Origin of the sequence: Candidatus Leptofilum sp. (assembly GCF_965223285.1) — a bacterium.
Classification (GTDB): domain Bacteria; phylum Chloroflexota; class Anaerolineae; order Promineifilales; family Promineifilaceae; genus Leptofilum.
The window spans coordinates 1016908-1034451 of sequence record NZ_OZ244997.1; the positions used below are offsets into that span (position 1 = coordinate 1016908).

Consider the following 17544-nt stretch of genomic DNA (forward strand, 5'->3'; position numbering starts at 1 on the left):
CGAAAAGCAACAACTCTAGATTTTAGATTATCTTGCCGAATGAAAAGATTACAGTAGTCACCCACCGCACCCAATTATGTGAAGGATCTCAAGTTAATATTAACGCCCTACACCGACGCTGCCGCCAAAGGCTGCCGACATCTCTTCGTAAATGGCGGCAATGGAGGCTTCATCACCGACGAAGAAATTGCCGTTTGCCTGCACTGCCAGTCGCTCCAGCGTTTGCTCGTCCGCGTCGCCGCCGTAGGCAATAGTGAACACAGTAGCATTGTTCGCTAATGCTTCCTGCATTGCCGTGGCGGAATTAAAGCGGTAGCTGCGCGTGTCTTGCCCGTCGGTTAGCACAACCATCGCGTTGGCGGTGGAGGGCAGCGTGGTTTCCGTGAGCAAGGCCGCGCCATCGCCAATGCCGTCGAACAGCGTTGTGTCACCCACGGCGCGCAAATCGTTAATGGCGTTGATGATTTTGTCTCGATTTTCACCCACCTGCACGTGCCGCACAATCAGTTCTGGCTCAGTGCTAAAGGCGATGAGCGAGATGTAGTCGTCGTCTCCCATTTGGCTGACAAACTGGATGGCAGCGGCCTGCATATTGCTAATTTTAGAGCCGCGCATGCTGCCGGAGGTGTCCAGCAGCATCACCAGATTCACATCTTTACGTGCCTCTTGCCACAGTTCCTGCACGGCAAAAATGGAGGCGGTCGAAGGCGCATCAAAAACCAGGGCGGGCTGGCTAGGGTCGATGGCCTGAGTGGCAGGGAGGGTAATGTTGGAATCCACTGGTCGCAAGCCGTTGTCAGCCGCCAACTGCTGCCCTTCTTCACTGAGCAAAAAGTCCCGGAAGAGAACGGCCGCTTCCCTTTCAGCAGTCGTCACCGAATCACGCACACAGGCAGGGAACTCCGCCATGAAGGTGCCTTCCAGGGGGTAAATCGCCACGATGTCGTCGCTGCCTAGCTGAGCCACGTTGGCTTCATACATGATGCCTGCTGTCAAATAATCCACGCCCCGCTCGGCCATGGTGGTGGCCAACGATTGGGTGCTGCTGCTGAACCAGGTGACGCCGCCTTCAAAGGCGCCCACGCTGGCCTGCACAATCGGCTGGCCAATGTCGCCCACGCTCACCGCATCCGTTTTGGATTCGGCGGCTTGCACGATGGCTAGCAAGGTGCTGGCACCAGAGCCAGACAGTCCGGGATGGGTATGCCCCAGCTTGAACGATTGGCCGAGGGTGCCGCCGCTGTAATAGTTCCAGGCGGCGGGGTCAGCGGCCAAGCTGCCGATATCTAGCCAGCCCAGCGGCAAACCGGGCCAGCCGAGTGCCTCGGCCACTTCGCGCCACATGCCGATGACGAGCGGGCTTTGGGCCACGCTCTCACAATCATTTTGGAAGCTGCTGTCGCCATCATCGGCCAGCACGTCGGTCCAGACCGCTTCTTCTGGCAGCCAGAGAGCGATGCTGGGGTCATCTTGCAGGGCAGCAATCGCTTCACCAGATTCCACAGCGTTTACAATCACAAAAACGGGGTCGCCCCCACTGGTCTCGGTTTCGGAGTCGTTGAAGGTGGTTACGGCCGTTTCTAGCCAGGGCGCAGCAGTGGTATTCGCCACCACGTTTACCACCACCGCGTTGCTGGGAATGCCATCCCCACCAATGCCAAACAGACCACAGGCCATCATGGGCAAGGCCAATAGAACAAAAAGCAGTGCAGAACTGCGGAAGTTTTTTGGTTTCATAAAAGTCCTCTACCGTCCAGCCGTCACCAGCGTCAGTTCTACAAAGCGGTCTTGGGCTTGCAAATTGGGATCATCCGTGCCGCGACGGTCTTCTGGCGGCAGTGTGGCTTCCACAATAAAGCGGGCTGGATCAATGCCTTGCGACACTAGGTAATCAACCACGCTCTGCGCCCGACCTTCGGCCACTTCAATAATTTCATCTTCACTGTATGGCGGGTCATTGGCGGGCCAGGCGGAAGAGCCGCGGACGCGCAGGAACAGACCAATGGATTGGGACATCGTGGGTACGACGCAGTCATCCAAAATGCGGCGAGATTCTAGCGTTAGCTCGGTGCTTTCCGGCAAGAAGGCGAAGGTACGGCAGGGCAGCACGGCCAGGGTAGCGGCGGCATCGGTAGAGACGCCAGACAAATCGACCTGTGCCGAGATGGAGAAGGTGTCGTTGACGGGACGGCCGTTGGGCTGCAAGCTAGGTTGATCAGCAGCACGCAGTACAAAGCCGCCGTTGACCAGATCGTTTATGTCATCATTGGGAATGTTCACGTCAGAGGCGGCCCAAACGCGGCGGGCAATTTCCAGCCGGGAAATGATGGGGCGCGTGTCGCGCATCACGAAGGCATTGTCGCCCAAATCAGCCTGGGCGACGCTCTCTAGCCAGATGGCAAAGTCGTCGGTGGCGGTTTCGGGGTAGACAAAGCTCCAGTCGTTGTTGCCCCAGGCCGCAATTTGCGAAGCGGCCGTATCAAAATCCTCCACCTGTGCCTTGAGCGTGTCAAACCAGGCGTTGTGGAAATTCTGTACTAAATCAGCATTTGTCTGAATCGATTGGCGGGAGGTGACGATGACGTCGATGACGATGCGTAGCTCTTCAGAACTGAGCAGCTTTATACCGCCACTTTGCTCGGCATCATAAATGTTGGGTTCCCAGGCGGAGACTACGTCGGCCTGGCCGTTATTGAACACTTCGATGGCCGATTCGACGCTGTCTTGCGGCACCAGCGTAACCTGCGAACGCGGGCTGAGCTGGGCGATGCTAAGGGCGTAGTAAACAAAATACTCACCCACAGAGTCACTGGCAAAGGCGATGCGTTTGCCTTGCAAATCATTAATGGTGTCAATGTCGCGGCCCCACAATTGGTCGGCTCCAGCACTTTCATCCACGATGGCGGTGATGACGCCGGGGCTGGAGAGAGCCACGGAGTCTAGCGTGGTGAGCAGGCAACTCCATTGGCCAGAGTCCAACAGGGCGGTGCGTTGGCCTTCGGTGATGTCGTACTCATCGGTGAGGAAGAAGGGGATGATGCCCAGATGGAAGCCGTGCTCGACGTCTTTGCCGCTCATCTGCATCTGCTGAAGGGTGAAGTAGCTACCGAAGGCGTCGGCACCGCAAATGTAGGTGGGTAAGCCGTCATCAGCGTCGTAGTTGGGTCCCCAGATGGGGTCTGGCGAGTCCAGGTCAATATTGCTGACAGTAGAACCGTCGTTGTTGTTGGAACTGGTGCTGCCGTTGCTTTCGGTAACGGCCGTTGGCTCATCTTCGGTTAGGTTGCCGATGATGCTGTAGGCAGCCACGCCACAGATGACCAAGGCAGCCACGCCAATGATGGCGATAAAGATAATGCGAGTGCGATCTAGATTCATGTGCTTTTCCTCAAACGAACTTTGTTAATTGTGAATCGTGAATTTTTAAAAATTAATTGTAAATTCTGTGACCCCTGTATGTGGGGATTTGCTTGCGAATTTAGATGGTTTCACCTTTATTTACGGGTATTTTTTGCTTTGGTTGCACGGTTCTAAACGGCGTAACCCAGGTTGCGCAAGACGTCGTCCGGGTGTTGGCCGTGCAGAATTTGGTAATGGAAACGGCCGTTTTCGTCCTTATCAATAATCAACTCGTATGCTTCTGGTAAGACGCAATGTTTGCTGCCCTTCACGCCGCCCAACATCTCTTGGTACGCCCCAATGCTAAAAAAACCAATGTACAGTTCGTCTGTTTCCACTGGCAAATAAAGTGGGGATTTGCTGGGCTTAGGCGGGTAGACGTCATCACTGTCGCAGGTGATGCCGCCAAGCTGCACTTGCTGGAATGGTTTGTCCAGATGGTTGAGCGGCAGCACGATGAAATGCTCTGAAAGTGCCCAGCTATCTGGGAAGGAGCTCATGATTGAGCCATCGATGATATACCAGGGCAGTTTGGAGCCATTTTCTTTGGCGGCAATGATTTTGAAGAGATGGGCGCCATGCTCCGACGTGGTGTACCGACCAAATTCACCCATCATGTCTGGTACTGGCACGTTGTAGCGACGGCACGCTTCTTGCAGGGCGGTAAGCAGTTGGCGGGCAAATTCATGGTAATCAAAGGCAAAGTCAAGCGTCATGGCCACCGGCATCCCGCCGCCAAAGTTGAAGATGCTCAGGCTGGGGTATCGCTGCCGCAGCCGGGCAAATATCTCGATACCAGGTTTGAGCCAGCTTATGAAAGCGGGAATGTCCGTTAGCTGGCTGCCCACCATGTAATGATACATCGTCAACGTCAGATTCGGTGCAGCGGCAATGTAGCTGGCCGCTTTCCAAATGTCGTCCGTGTGCAGACCAAAGCGGGAATTTGCCTGATCCATTTCGGCCTGGGTTTCGTTGGGGCCATAACTTTTTTGCCGCACGCCGACATTGAACGTTTGCCCGGAGCTAAGTAACGGTGATAGCTCTGGCAAATCTTCGATGACGGGAATGAGGTTTTCGTGCAACAGGCGAAGCTGCAAAATGTTGGCCGCATATTGGGAGCCTGGCCCCTTGAAGCCGTTGCAGACGATCATGCGGTCTGGCGTCAGCAGGCCGCGCTGAATCATGATTTTGGCAATATCTACGTCAACCGTGGAGGACATTTCGTGCTGTGCGCCTGCGCTCAACGTGGTGCGGATCACCTCCTCGGCGGCGTTGGCTTTGGAGGCGTAGGTGTAATGGAAGGTGCCTTCGTAATCCAGCTCGGTAATGACATCGGCAAAAACCTGCCGCATCTTTTGGATTTGTTTGCGAATTTGGGGCAGGTACACAATTTCTAGTGGGCTGGGCAATGTTTGTTCAAAGCCTTGGGGGGCTTCATCCAGGAAAATTTGGGCTAAATCGAGGCCATCCATATGCAAATGACCATTTTTGACGTGGAGGTAGCTGTTAAATTGATGATTTTCGGGAACGGCCGTTTCTTGTTCCCACCCAACGATAGGATGGCTTTCTGGCTCACTCATTGATTGTCTCCGCTGATTTATTTTGGTCCAGGCGAATGTTTAAAGGTGTGAGTTTGATCGTTTCAAAAGGCATGTCAATTTGCTTTTCATGCAGAGTGTTGAAGATTTTTTCTCGCAACTCAAATCTTTTTTCTACGTGCGTACGTTCATCTCTAATCCAAGCCTGAAGCTCTACGGCAACATTGTAATCGTTCAGTTGGGTGATCACAACTCGTGGCGGTGGCTCTTTTAGGTAATCTGGATCATGATTCACAATGCCGCACAAAAATTGGCGCACTTGTTCAATATCTTCTTCCACGCCAATGGTCACCGCAACGTCGAGGCGCAGATGGGGGAAATTGGTATAGGAGGTGACCGTTTTGTTGATGATTTCCGCATTGGGTACGGCCAGCATTTTGCCATCACTGGTAATAATGCGGGTAGAGCGGAGGGTGATTTGCTCAACACGGCCGTAATTCTCGCCCACTTCTACCAAATCCCCAATGACAAATGGCCGATCTAGGTAAATGAGGATGCCAGAAATGAGGTTGGAGAAGGCATCCCGAGCGGCAAAACCGATAGTGATACCCACAATGCCTAGGGAGGCCAGCAAACCGGCCGTATCTACCCCCATAATTGACAGCGCATTAACCAGGCCCAGCAACAAGATGGTGTACTGCAAAATGGTGGTTGCAAACGCCTGGGAGGTCTTGTCAAACCTGGATTTAGGCAAGAACTTCTTGAGCAGAAAGCGGACAACAATCCAGCCCACATAAAATGCTCCGAAGGCGATCAGGGCGACAACAAAATTGATCGAAAAATCAACTAGCTGCGTTCCTAGCGTTTCTGGGGTGAAAAAGTTTTGCAGCCTTTCCAGGATGATCTCGAAGAGCGTACTCATGTAGTGCCTCTATGCGTTTAGACCAATCTATTTGTTCTGATGAGTCGATGCAAAGTTGTTCATGATGCCTTGCATTATAGCCAAAAGTCACGGCGCATGGGAAAGAAGTTTGGTGTTGTTCTTGCGGGAAAGTCTGTTTTGTGCCTTTACGGAAGCAAGAACAGACATGGGTGAAAGCCTGTAACTTAACGGCAAATCCTCCAAATTCAGATACAATCGCCAAGTTCAACACCTAAATCACAGCACTCAGAACCATCTGGGTGCTGTTTGTTGTTTTCACTGGAGATCAATTTGGCAAATCCCTCACTGCCCGATAATTTACCTGAATCTGAATCAGACATTTCTGCAAACCGACTCATCTTCATTGGATTGATAACGCGGTTGGCCACGGATACGGCCGTACAATTTTTCTTCCCCTTTTTGCCTGTCATTGCTGAGGGGCTGCGCACAACGACCGTGACGGCAGGACGATTGGTGAGCTTACGCAGCGCAACTGGCTTGTTCTCGCCAGCGTTTGGTGTGTTGGCGGCCCGACATGGCTACCGCACGGTGATGCGCTTTGGGTTGCTGCTGGCGGCCATAGGCACCCTGACGGTTGGCCTGAGCAGCACAGTGTGGGTAGCGGCAATTGGGATGGTTCTTGGCGGTTTGGGCACATTTTCCTTTGTGCCGATTTTACAAGCATACCTCAGTGCCAAACTGCCGTTCAATCGCCGGGCGCGGGGGCTGGGGATGCTGGAATATGCCTGGGCGTTGGCTGGTATTGTGGGCCTGTATCTGGTGGGATGGCTCATCGACGCTACAAATTGGCGTGTGCCGCTGTTTGTGTTGAGTGGGCTGCTGCTGGTAGCGTTTGTGGGATACGGCCGTTTACCAGCCACAAATCAGACCGCAAAACCTGCATCTGGTGCGACTCGTTTCACCTGGAATAGCTTCCTCGCGTTTTTTGATCTGGGTGCTAATCAGCGGTCAGCTTATGCTGCGCTGCTGGTAGTTGGCTTGAACATGATGGCGGCGATGAACGTCTTCATCAACTACGGCACTTGGTTAGACCGTGAATACAGTTTGGGTGCGACGCAGCTAGGCACCGTTGCCCTCATTTTGGGCGTCGCCGACCTGAGCGGTAGCGTGCTGATGAGCCTGATTGGCGATAAATTTGGCTTGCTGGGCAGTGTTGTCGTCGGGACGCTATTTGCAGGTATTGGATACGCTCTCTTGCCCGTGTTTAATCAGGGAGTCGTATTAGCAGTCGTTGGGTTGATTGTGGCGCGCTTTGGCTTTGAGTTTACCGTTGTGGCCTTAATCGCCTTGGTGAGCGAACAGGCTCCGGCCCACCGTGGCAAGATGATGACGCTGGCGGCGGCAGCCGCATTGTTGGGTTCCAGTGCGGCCGGACTTTTCGGCCCCTGGGTATATGATCAATACCAGGTTGGGGGTCTCAGTCTGCTTTCGGCTGTGGTGATGGCACTCTGTTTGGTGTTGCTGCGCGGTTTTGTGCGCGAGCGAGGCGAGTAATTTGAGCCACCGATTGCGCGGATTTTTATGATTCAGGACTTACGCGGTTGCTCCGGCCGGTCTCCTGACCGAGTCGGCTAGGTGGCACGGCGAGACGCCGGCCACAGCCCGAAAAATACGTAAGTCCTATGATTTAATCCCTGTAAATCCGCGCAATCCGTGGCTAATTTTTTGGAGAAAGGAACATGAAGAAGTCACGGGAAATACGGCCGTTACAAACCGAATCTGAGTGGGATGCGTACACTCACATTGCCGTAAATGCGTATCCTGGCATTCGGGCTACTGACGAGGCGGCGCGCCGTCGTTTCAAGGAGCGTGGCCAGGAGATGCACGCTGACCCCATTATCACTGTATACGGGCTGTTTGAAGAGGGTGAAATGCGCGGCATTATGCGGCTGTATGATTTTACCATGCGGCTGCACGGCACAGATTTGCTAGTGGGCGGTATTGGCGGGGTAGGGGTCGATTTGCTGCACAAAAAAGAGCGCATTGCTTACGATATGGTGCAATGGTTTCAGCAGCATTACCGTGACAAGGGCGCGGCAATGACGGCACTTTATCCGTTTCGGCCCGATTTTTACAAGCAGATGGGGTATGGCTACGGCCGTAAACTGAACCAATATCGCATCTCGCCCGCCAGCTTACCTAACGGCAGCCGTGAGAATGTCATCTATCTGGATGAATCCCACAAGCAAGCGTTCAACGACTGCTATGATCGGATGATGGCCCGCAGCAACGGCATGATGACCCAGCCAAAGATGGCGATTGACGCACTTTTTAACAGCGTAACCATGCACAAGCTGGGCTATTGGGCCGATGGGCAGTTGCAAGGCTACCTGCTGTATAGTTTTGATCCCGTGCCCAACGGCAACTTCTTGCGGAATAACATCGCCGTGCGCACCTTGATGTATGAGAATAGTGCAGCCTTGCGCAGCCTGCTGGCCTTTTTGCAGGCACAGGCCGACCAAATCGAAACGATAATTTTCAACACGCACGACGAGGATTTTCATTTGCTGTTGCACGACCCGCGCAACGGCAGCCACAATTTGCTGCCCTCGGTTTACCATGAGAGCAACACGCAGGGGGTGGGCATCATGTACCGGGTTATTGACGTGCCGCGTCTGTTCCATTTGCTAGCTGACCATGATTTCGGCAGGCAGATGCTTACGGTGCAGCTTAATCTGCGGGACAGCTTCTGGCAGGCGTGTGATGGCGCGTGGATGTTGGGAGTGGAGAACGGCCGTATTACCCTCAATCCTGCCGCCACCCCGGATGTAGAAATTGGGCTGGACGTAGCCGAATTCAGCTCGCTCATCATCGGCGCAACCACCTTTCGGCAGCTACTCACCTACGGCCTGGCAGACATCTCTAACCCGGCCTATGCCGACGCGGTATACCAATTGTTTTACACGGCCAACAAACCCGTCTGCCACACCTCATTTTAACCAAACCGATTTGCGGTAGGGGCGAGGCGGTTGGCAACCAATTAGTAAATTCGGCAAAACCAACCCTCCAACCGCCTCGCCCTTTTGCGTTGCAAACTAGTCATTGTGGCATTTGGGAGAGGCAGGTGGAGAGATTCCGGCGGCGAATTTTGTTAGAGTGTGGCCACCTGCCTCTCCCCTACCGGTGATGATAAAATTTGGGAAAATTGGAGGGAATCATGGATTTTACAGACAAAATTGCCATAGTCACTGGTGGCGCGTCCGGGATGGGGGCGGCGACGGCGCGGGAATTGGCGGCGGCCGGGGCGCACGTTGTTATCGTGGATCGAAATGCGGAATTAGCAACGGCCGTTGCCCAACAAATCAACGCCACCACCCAAATCGGCGACGTGAGCGACCCCGATTTTTGCCAAAAAGTGGTGGATGAGGTGGTGATGGAGAACGGCCGTCTCGACATCCTCATCAACGCCGCAGGCATCATCGTTCGCGCCGACGCGCTGGGGACGACCAACGAGCAGTGGCAACAGGTGATGAACGTCAACGTGAGCGGCATTTTTTACTTCAGCCGTGCGGCCGTGGCCGTGATGAAGCAGCAGGGCCACGGCGTCATCGTCAATTTTGGCTCGATTTGGGGCGGCGTGGGGGCCACGGGCGTGGTGGCTTACTGCGCCTCCAAAGGGGCGGTGCACCAGCTTACGCGAGCGATGGCACTGGATCACGTCAGGGACGGCATTCGCATCAACGCCGTCTGCCCCGGCGAGGTAAACACCCCCATGCTTGCCTCCGAGCGCAGAGAGCCAGTGACGGACGAGATTTTACAGCATATCGCCAGCACCGTACCCATGGAGCGACTGGCTGATCCCGTAGAAATCGCCCGCGTCGTCTGCTTCCTCGCCTCCGACGCCGCCAGCTACATGACTGGTGCAATGGTCAACGTGGATGCTGGCTACACGGCCAAATAATAAGTGCAACAGATGGTTTTAGCATTATGCTAAGGCTTTGCATCTAGATGAGAACTAAGCTGTCTGTCGTAATCTCTGTCAACAGCAACTAATGCTACGAGAATGAGTACTGCGCCTACAACAAGGTCAGAAAAATAATTCAAGGAGGAGGAATCTATAAATTCAGGCTCTTTGATTTCAAGATAAAAAATAGTAAAGAAAATAACCCCAAAAAAATGTGGGCTCTCATTCCCTTCAAAAAAATCTCATTAGATTTAGGGGGAATATCCATGCTTAAGAAGAGCAAAACCAGATTTTGAAGGAACACGATTACTAATAATGCGCCATTATTAGTAATCGAGAAAGAGAGAAAAACGGCAGCAATTTCTTTCAGATCAAGTGCAAATGCCAATGACAAAGAAATGTTCAAAATAAAAATGAAAAATCCTCTCATCAAAAAATATGACCTTGGTTTTCTCTTCAAAGATTTATCTTTTGGCATATCATCCATTATGAGACTCCTTAAACATTTTTTTCAACTTATACTATCTGAAAAGTTTTGTGCTTGTTAGCTTTCTATAAACAGGCTGTCTCAATTTATTGTAGGGGAAAATGTTATGGAATACAGACGACTAGGGCGCAGTGGAGTGAAGATTGCGCCGCTTTGCTTGGGAACCGACAATTTTGCCAATCCCACGCCGGAAACGGAAGCGAAAGCGATTCTCAACCGGGCGATTGAGGCGGGCATCAATCTGATTGACACGAGCAACAGTTACGCGCAGGGAGAAAGTGAGCGAATTATTGGCCGGACGTTAAAGGAAAACGGCCGTCGCCACCAAGTTCTCATCGCCACCAAAGTGCATTACCCCACCGGGCCGGGACCCAATGATGGGGGAAACGGCCGTCGCCACATCATCCAGGCTTGCGAAGATTCCCTAAAGCGTTTGCAAACGGACTACATTGATCTGTACCAACTCCATCGCCCCGATTTTGAGGTGCCCATCGAAGAAACGCTGGCGGCACTGACCGACTTGGTGCGGGCAGGCAAGGTGCGCTACGTTGGCAGCTCCACCGCCCCCGCCTGGAAGGTGATGGAAGCGATCATGGTCAGCGAACTGCGCGGCTACGTCCGCTTTGTGTCAGAGCAGCCCCCTTACAATTTGCTAGACCGCCGCATCGAAAATGAACTGCTGCCGATGTGCCAGACGTACGGCTTGGGCATCCTGCCCTGGTCGCCGCTGGCGATGGGCGTCTTGGCTGGGCGTTATGCTGATGCCGCTAACTATCCCCAAGCGTCGCGGGCGCAGCTTCGCGGCGGTATCTATGCCGAGCGCGTCACGGCCAGGGGCATTGAAGTTGGCAATGCGTTTGTAAAATTGGCGCAGGAGGTGGGGATTTCTGCGGCGCAGTTGGCGGTTCTATGGGTGAAGGATCAGCTAGGCGTGACTGCGCCCCTCATCGGGCCGCGCACGCTGGTGCAGTTAGAACATCTATTGCCCGTGCTGGAGATGTCGCTGGATGATGATGTGCGGACAGCGTGTGATGAATTGGTGCCACCGGGCAGCGCAGCGGCCAACTTCCATAATTCGGCCCCGTGGATGAAGGGATTCTTTTGGGCAAATAAAAACATGAGTCATCCCGAAAAATGAGTTAAAAAAGGCTCAACCGCAAGGTTGGGTCTTTTTATTTGCCAAAAAAGAACTCCTGAAGAAGATAGAAGTGCTAACCAAAATCTCAATCAGGAGTTCACAAATGAAAAGTAATTATAAAACAAAAAGCCGAAAACTCTCCAATGAAATCGCCCAAAAGCTAAGCCTTTTTCTAGCGCCTCTGAAAAAGCAGCTAGATAAAACAGTGGACAAACGGCTGGTAAGAACCCTAGAACAACTTGTCCAAACGATCATCATCTTTCGGCACCAAAGCTATGGCTTATTGCTCAGTGAGCTAGGCGGCTATTTGCTCTCCCCAGAGCAAGCACCAGCGGGAACCAAACGGATTAGTAACTTATTGAGAAGCAAGAGATGGGGGTATGAAGCAATTGAAAACTATCTCTGGAACAGGGGAGAAGAAGCAGTAGACACAATTGAGGAGGCAGGCAAGACCCCGCTGTGCTTGTGGGATGAAAGCGTGATAGAGAAAGGGGAGAGCCTTGCCCTTGAAGGATTGTGTGCTGTCAAATCAAGCAAAGCAGCCAGACTAAAACGAATCAAGCCAGGCTTTTTCAATCCGCCTGGTCGCCCTATCTTTGTACCGGGCATGAACTGGCTCATGCTAATGATTGTGGGTGGAGAAAGCGTCCCCACTCTAGCTGCCATGAAATGGTGGACAACACGAGGGCTACTCCAAACGAGCAAGCGCACGTTAGAAAAAGCGTTGCTGAGCCAATGCGCTCACCACTGGGGCCGCCGTGTCGTCCATGTCTGGGACAGGGGGTTTGCGGGTTCCCCTTGGCTAGAGGCAGCCACGGCTCACTCCCTCCGCTTTGTCCTTCGCTGGCAAAAGAAATATTCCCTGATTGATGCTCAAGGTGAGAAACGACTGGCTTGGAAAATTTGCAGAGGGAAACGGTCCTTTGCCAAACGACTCATCTGGGACGCTAGACGCAAATGTTGGCGGAAAACGGGCATTTACTACGTCCAAGTTTGCCACGAAGCTGCCAACTCACCCCTTTTTCTTGTCGTTTCTCGACCGGGCAACAGCCGTTCCCCTTGGTATCTCCTCACTTCTGAGAAGATTGAATCTGTCGAAGATGCTTGGGCTATTGTTTTTTTCTATGCGCGGCGTTGGCGAATTGAAATGGGCTTCCGCTTTGCTAAATCTGATTTGGCTTTTGAATCCCCTCGTCTCTGGTCTTGGCAAAATCGGCTGAAACTTTTGTTAATGGCTTCCCTCGCTTTTGCTTTTTTATTCTCCTTGCTTTCCGACTTATCGCCTGATTCTTTGCACACTTTGCTTCGTACTTGGTGCCATAGAACCGGAAAGCGGCACCGAGTTGCCTCGCTGCCGCTTTATCGTTTACGTTCTGCTCTGAGTCGTTTGTGGCTCTTTTATCCACCTCCCAATTCTGCTCTTGCCTTAAATTCGGGATGACTCATGTTTTTTGAGTCATGTTGCTGTAGAACAGCCATGATTCTGCGAATGGGCACTTAGCAGCAAAACATTACGGTGCTATGCTCAAGGCGTCGATGATTTCGCCATCAAACCCATTGGCAGACCCATCCCAGAACAGCGTGTAGCTGCAACTGGTGGTGTCGCCGAGGGAACTCGGTGTGCAGACAAAGACATCCGAGCCATCGCCGGAGGCGCCGGTCACGGTGAAGGCACCACTGGTTGCCAGGTAGATGTCACCGTTGCCATCTACCCAAACGGCATTGATGTTTTCAGATGTGTCTGTGAGTTCCACGTCGCTGCCGTCGAAGTACAGAGCAAGGCTACCACCATCCAGCACCAGCAGATCGCTGCGGCTACCGGTGAAGCTGCCAGTGTTGTAGTTGCCGATGGTGCTGATGAGCAGACGGCCGTCTGGCGCAAACCCTATCGCATCGACATCTTCACCAGGAGTGTCTAAGCCAACTGTTGACCCATCAAAGTACAGTTCAAAGCTGCCAGCAGTGGTGTCACCCAGCGAAGTGGGAATGAAGCGAGCGATGTCAGAATCGTCTACGCCCGTGACACCGCCAACATCTTGTGCTCGGACAAAGCTCATCAGGAAACTACCGTCGTCCAGCGCGTAGAATGCGTCAATGTCGTTGGTAGCAATGCCAAGATCAGACAAATCAATTAGTAAACTCCAGGTTTGGGCATCAGTGTCGTAAGCCAGCACATCCTCATCTGCAAAGCTAACGCCACCGACCGAGCCTGATGAACTGGAGCTGAGGTAAACCGTCTGACCATTGCCGGGTTCTGGCGTAGGCGATGGCGTCGCAGTGGCTGTTGGCGGGAGGGGGGTGTTGGTAGGCGTCGGGCTGGGGCCTACGGTAGGTGTATTGGTGGGTGCAGGCGTGTCTGTAGGCAATGGCGTGTTTGTTGCCGTCGGCGGTATTGGCGTGGGGGAAGCTGTCTCCGTCGCCGTTGGTGTTGCGGTCGGCCCAAGATTGACATTGACAACCAGTTCTGGCGGGTTTGCCCCTTCGCGGCTGCTCATCAAGATGCGCGTGGCATCTGTGCTGATGAGTGCCAGACTCACCTGTCCGTTCCCCGAAATGGCACTGGTAATGTCAATTTCAATCCAGGTACCTGCGGTCGTTGGGCCAGAGCTGTTGATGAGATTGCCAATGGCAGGTGCATTGTCGAAGGTCACTGTCGTTTCGCCCCAGCTATTATCGGCAACTTCGTGCACCTCGAACCCAATGGCGGAATCGGTTTGGACGGAGAGTCGTACCGTTGCATCGGTGATGGTGCCCGCAATCCCCTGAGCATCGAAGCGGAGCAAGGTGATGATTTGGGGGGATGCATCTGTGCTAATTTGAGTGGACAGCCCTAGATTATTGAAGGGTCGATTGCTAAGAATGACTGTATCGGCCTCTGGGGTGAAGACGAAGTTGGTTACCGGTGGTGGTGTCGATGTGGCCGTTGGTGGCACAGGCGTGTCTGTTGGCACGGCCGTATTCGTTGGTGTAGGGCTGGGGCCAACGGTGGGTGTGTTGGTTGGGGTTGGCGGGATTGGTGTATTTGTGGGCACGGTTGTATTTGTTGGCGTGGGGCTTGGCCCAGGTGTGGGTGTCGGCTGGAGGCTCGTGCTGACATCGGCGGCAAAGGTGCCACGGGTGAGTGCTGTCGTCGCCAAGCCGCTGATTTGCAGCGTTTGTCCAACCGTCGTGACGTTGGTGGCGTTGTCCCAACAGGCGGGATTGCCCGTGCCGATGCAATCGGCAACGTTGCCCACTTGCCGTAACGCTTGTTGCGCCAGCACATCAGCGTTGCAGGCGGCATTGTCATCCACAGGAATGTTTAGCCGCCAGGTTGCGCCGGCCCCAATGGTGCCACGTACAAACGTCTCGTAATAATCTGAACAGAGACCACCACCTGTGAGCGGTTCGTTGAAGGGAGCGTTGGCAGGGGTACGGCCGTAACTCACCAAAACGGCCGTTCCGGTATCGTCGCTGCTTTCCAATTCAGCCTCACCCAGCTTGGCGCGGCCAATGCGGCTAGAGATGTCGGTCCAATCTACTACCTCTGCCGCCAAGCGTGCGTCCCAGGCAGCTTGGGGTAAGCCAGCGGGCGCGCCGCCCAATGCTGTGCCCCAGAAGTTGTTGTTCAGGTTGGCGGTGCCACCGCTGCTGCTAAAGGCAGCCCCAAAACCAGTAACGTTGTTGGCATATGCTTCTAGCGTGCCGTTAGATTGGCCAAAGGCGGTGCTGTTGTTGCTGAATGTGTTGCCTTTGGCCGTTGTCTCACCGGTGCCATCGCTTTGAACGGCCGTATCAAAACCACTGATCGTGGCATTTTTTACCAGTAGCTGGCCGCTGCCTGTGCTGCGAACGGCCGTTGCCGATCCGCAATTCTGAGCGCAATTCAGCGTTACGTTCATGATAGTCAGGTTGCTGTTTCCTGCTTCGATGAGACTGTTGTTGGCACCGCCTGTCCAGTTGAGAACCGCTTCATCTCCGCCATAGATGACGACAGATTGCGTCGGTTGGAGCGTGGTGGCGATGTTGTGCGTGCCGCTCACTGTGAGCGATGTGCCATCGGGAACGGCCGCAAGAGCCGCAGGCAGGCTGGGGAAATCGCAGCCCGCGGCGCATACGGTAGGTGGTTCAATCAACGCCTCTAGAAAGGCAGCAACTGGTAAATCGTTACCAGAGGTAGCTCCAATTGGCACAAAGCCGGTGATGTCGAATGAAGGCGAGTTTACAAATTCTGGCGTGCGGTAGAACTGGACGGCAAACAACAGTGTGGCTCGGCCATGATTGTGGAAGAATGGCGTGGTCAACGCGGTGCCAAAGAGGCCAGGCGTACTGTAGGTGCGCGTGCTGGGGCCTGGAGCCGCACTCGGCGGTTCGGTGGGCATGTTGTCGGTTGGGTTAAACGTCACCTCGTCGGTGCCGGTGTTGAACTTTTCGTTCACACCCTCAGTGGTACCCGCAATGGTGCCGTCGGCGGTTGCCAGAACCGGACCAGAGTGGCAGCGAGAGCATTGAATTTCGTTGCTAAAGAAGAGATCACGCCCCTGAATTTGATCGTCAGAAATGGCAAAACGATCCAGATCGTAATTGCCGTCTGCCGGGATGCGAATGTTGTTTTGGAACGCCTCCAAAGCATCCAGTTCAGCCTGGGTGGGCGGACGGAAATCAACCCAGGGAACGCGGTTAAGGTTGCGCGGCGCGTGCTGCACCACAGCCCCGTTGGAGAAATCACCTAAATCAGCAATTTCAGAGCTAAAGCCGTAAGGGGCCGTTTCCGCAACATTGAAGAGCGGTGGGGAGGCGCGGAATACTTCTGGCTGAGTAAAGCCGTCGATATTTTCCAGAATGAGGGCGCGCCCCAGTGGGAAGCCTGTAGGGTTAGAAGAAGGGCCGTGCAGCTTGGTGAACTCTTCCAAGCCATTGGCACTGCCGTTGACAGGGTTGGGGCCTGCCAGATTGCCGGGTGTCCAGGAGACAAATGTGGCACTGTTGCCCAAGCTGTCGGTGATGGTGCCAGAGAGGTCATCGCCTGCGTACACCAGGTAGGTGTTGCCGCTGCCGCCAATAACGGTGGCACTGCCAGTCGTGCCGGTGATGGCTCCGCGCAAGTCGCTCGGCTGGGCAAACCCGGAGGGAGCGTTGCTGCTAACAACCAAGGTGTTGATATTAAATTCAGCCACAAAAAGCGGATCCATCGGGTCTGATTGGAAGAGGCTGTCTACTTGTTCTGGTGAAAGGCCAAAGTCGCCATTTTCTGGGCGATGGCAGGAGGCGCAGGTACGGCCGTTTCCCAAAAAGGTCTCGTTGTTAAACAAAATTTCGCCCTGATCGGCAATAGAAGCAACCGGAGGCGGGGCGGCGAAGGTTTGGTTAGCACTGTTGATGGGGCTGGGTGGACCAGGGGCAAAATCGGCATTGGTCTGAGTACCATTGCCAAAGCCGTTGCCGCTAACGCGCTGCAAACTGACCGTGTTCAAAATAGGCAGATCCGCCGGGTTGGCACCATCCGTTGCGCCAGCGGTGCTGCCTGTATACGCGGCACCGCCGTAGCTCAAAGCCACGTCAACCGGGGTGGCGTTGGGATTGTCGGGATTGTTTTGGAAAGCAACTTTGCCCGCAATGGGCACAATCTCGGCTGGCATGATGAAGTCTGGGGTGGGTGCACCGGGCAGAGCCGCAAAATCGGCCGTGGCCACAAGGACGTTGCTGGCGCTCGCTGGTGGATCGTCAGGGAAGACGTACCGACCCGTTTGGTTGCCCAGGGCATTATAAAAAACAAGCATGGTGCGACCAGGCGTGCCGGGCGGGTCTTCGGGTTGTGGCCCCCAATCAAGCTGGTTGTTGTCTGCCACTTCCAGCAGCACATATTGCACCTGCGAGTCGCCATTGAGACCCGCCATGATGCCGTTGAGGCGCACCAGGGCATTGTCGGCAGTCGCGGCTTGTGGTTGGGTACTGAACAGAATAAATGTAAATAAGAAAACGGCCGTAATGGCCAAAATGGCACGAGAGAAACGCTGGTGGACCATAAAATCCCTCCTGGTGACTAGAAACTTCCCTGATAATGGCTCGGTTCTGCAATCGGTATGCTGGCAAAAGGCAGAAACCGAAAACATCATGCCAATTTTCCTGACTGGTTTGGGAAATTGGCATTTTAGA

The 17544-nt window shown here is 53.9% G+C and carries 11 protein-coding genes; 5 read left to right on the forward strand and 6 right to left on the reverse strand.

Annotation, left to right across the window (positions count from 1 at the left end):
* Window positions 1-99: 99 nt before the first annotated feature.
* The 4 genes from ACOQPU_RS04955 to ACOQPU_RS04970 all read right to left on the reverse strand — a co-directional run bounded on the left by ACOQPU_RS04955 (window position 100) and on the right by ACOQPU_RS04970 (window position 5859).
* Window positions 100-1737, reverse strand: a complete 1638-nt coding sequence (locus ACOQPU_RS04955) for a VWA domain-containing protein (RefSeq protein WP_420644020.1) — start codon at window positions 1735-1737, stop codon at window positions 100-102.
* A gap of 9 nt (window positions 1738-1746) precedes the next feature.
* On the reverse strand, window positions 1747-3378 hold the full coding sequence (locus ACOQPU_RS04960) for an ABC transporter substrate-binding protein (RefSeq protein ID WP_420644021.1): 1632 nt from the start codon (window positions 3376-3378) through the stop codon (window positions 1747-1749).
* Window positions 3379-3530: 152 nt separating this feature from the next.
* On the reverse strand, window positions 3531-4979 hold the full coding sequence (locus tag ACOQPU_RS04965; protein ID WP_420644022.1) for an arginine decarboxylase: 1449 nt from the start codon (window positions 4977-4979) through the stop codon (window positions 3531-3533).
* Window positions 4972-5859: a mechanosensitive ion channel family protein gene (locus ACOQPU_RS04970; protein ID WP_420644023.1), complete on the reverse strand. Its 888-nt coding sequence runs from the start codon at window positions 5857-5859 to the stop codon at window positions 4972-4974. The genes ACOQPU_RS04965 and ACOQPU_RS04970 overlap by 8 nt, the downstream gene beginning before the upstream one ends.
* 291 nt (window positions 5860-6150) lie before the next feature.
* Here ACOQPU_RS04970 and ACOQPU_RS04975 point away from each other — a divergent pair, with 291 nt between their 5' ends.
* The 3 genes from ACOQPU_RS04975 to ACOQPU_RS04985 all read left to right on the forward strand — a co-directional run bounded on the left by ACOQPU_RS04975 (window position 6151) and on the right by ACOQPU_RS04985 (window position 9781).
* Window positions 6151-7374, forward strand: coding sequence for an MFS transporter (locus ACOQPU_RS04975; RefSeq protein ID WP_420644024.1), 1224 nt, complete (start codon window positions 6151-6153; stop codon window positions 7372-7374).
* 185 nt (window positions 7375-7559) lie between these two features.
* Window positions 7560-8819 carry a GNAT family N-acetyltransferase gene (locus tag ACOQPU_RS04980; RefSeq protein WP_420644025.1) on the forward strand — a complete coding sequence of 420 codons (1260 nt, stop codon included), beginning with the start codon at window positions 7560-7562 and terminating at the stop codon, window positions 8817-8819.
* Window positions 8820-9037: 218 nt separating this feature from the next.
* The gene (locus tag ACOQPU_RS04985; protein WP_420644026.1) at window positions 9038-9781 is read left to right on the forward strand and encodes an SDR family NAD(P)-dependent oxidoreductase; all 744 of its coding nucleotides are present in this window, start codon (window positions 9038-9040) and stop codon (window positions 9779-9781) included.
* Between the two features lie 154 nt (window positions 9782-9935).
* On the opposite strand, the gene ACOQPU_RS04990 is transcribed toward ACOQPU_RS04985, so the two are convergent.
* A complete protein-coding gene (locus tag ACOQPU_RS04990; RefSeq protein WP_420644027.1) occupies window positions 9936-10271 on the reverse strand; it encodes a hypothetical protein in 336 nt (111 codons plus the stop codon).
* A 106-nt stretch (window positions 10272-10377) separates the two neighbouring features.
* Between ACOQPU_RS04990 and ACOQPU_RS04995 the strand changes: the two genes are divergently transcribed.
* Together ACOQPU_RS04995 and ACOQPU_RS05000 are read left to right on the forward strand one after the other, a co-directional pair.
* On the forward strand, window positions 10378-11409 hold the full coding sequence (locus ACOQPU_RS04995) for an aldo/keto reductase (RefSeq protein ID WP_420644028.1): 1032 nt from the start codon (window positions 10378-10380) through the stop codon (window positions 11407-11409).
* A 103-nt stretch (window positions 11410-11512) separates the two neighbouring features.
* The gene (locus tag ACOQPU_RS05000) at window positions 11513-12850 is read left to right on the forward strand and encodes a transposase (protein ID WP_420644029.1); all 1338 of its coding nucleotides are present in this window, start codon (window positions 11513-11515) and stop codon (window positions 12848-12850) included.
* Window positions 12851-12920: 70 nt separating this feature from the next.
* On the opposite strand, the gene ACOQPU_RS05005 is transcribed toward ACOQPU_RS05000, so the two are convergent.
* Window positions 12921-17414, reverse strand: coding sequence for a DUF7594 domain-containing protein (locus ACOQPU_RS05005; protein WP_420644030.1), 4494 nt, complete (start codon window positions 17412-17414; stop codon window positions 12921-12923).
* Between the last annotated feature and the right edge of the window lie 130 nt (window positions 17415-17544).

What these genes read in the sequence shown, in the direction of transcription:
- ACOQPU_RS04985 (WP_420644026.1), top strand. Translation starts at nt 9,038, where the DNA reads ATGGATTTTACAGACAAAATTGCCATAGTCACTGGTGGCGCGTCCGGG.
- ACOQPU_RS04990 (WP_420644027.1), bottom strand. Translation starts at nt 10,271, where the DNA reads ATGGATGATATGCCAAAAGATAAATCTTTGAAGAGAAAACCAAGGTCA.
- ACOQPU_RS04955 (WP_420644020.1), bottom strand. Translation starts at nt 1,737, where the DNA reads ATGAAACCAAAAAACTTCCGCAGTTCTGCACTGCTTTTTGTTCTATTG.
- ACOQPU_RS04995 (WP_420644028.1), top strand. Translation starts at nt 10,378, where the DNA reads ATGGAATACAGACGACTAGGGCGCAGTGGAGTGAAGATTGCGCCGCTT.
- ACOQPU_RS05005 (WP_420644030.1), bottom strand. Translation starts at nt 17,414, where the DNA reads ATGGTCCACCAGCGTTTCTCTCGTGCCATTTTGGCCATTACGGCCGTT.
- ACOQPU_RS04965 (WP_420644022.1), bottom strand. Translation starts at nt 4,979, where the DNA reads ATGAGTGAGCCAGAAAGCCATCCTATCGTTGGGTGGGAACAAGAAACG.
- ACOQPU_RS04970 (WP_420644023.1), bottom strand. Translation starts at nt 5,859, where the DNA reads ATGAGTACGCTCTTCGAGATCATCCTGGAAAGGCTGCAAAACTTTTTC.
- ACOQPU_RS05000 (WP_420644029.1), top strand. Translation starts at nt 11,513, where the DNA reads ATGAAAAGTAATTATAAAACAAAAAGCCGAAAACTCTCCAATGAAATC.
- ACOQPU_RS04980 (WP_420644025.1), top strand. Translation starts at nt 7,560, where the DNA reads ATGAAGAAGTCACGGGAAATACGGCCGTTACAAACCGAATCTGAGTGG.
- ACOQPU_RS04960 (WP_420644021.1), bottom strand. Translation starts at nt 3,378, where the DNA reads ATGAATCTAGATCGCACTCGCATTATCTTTATCGCCATCATTGGCGTG.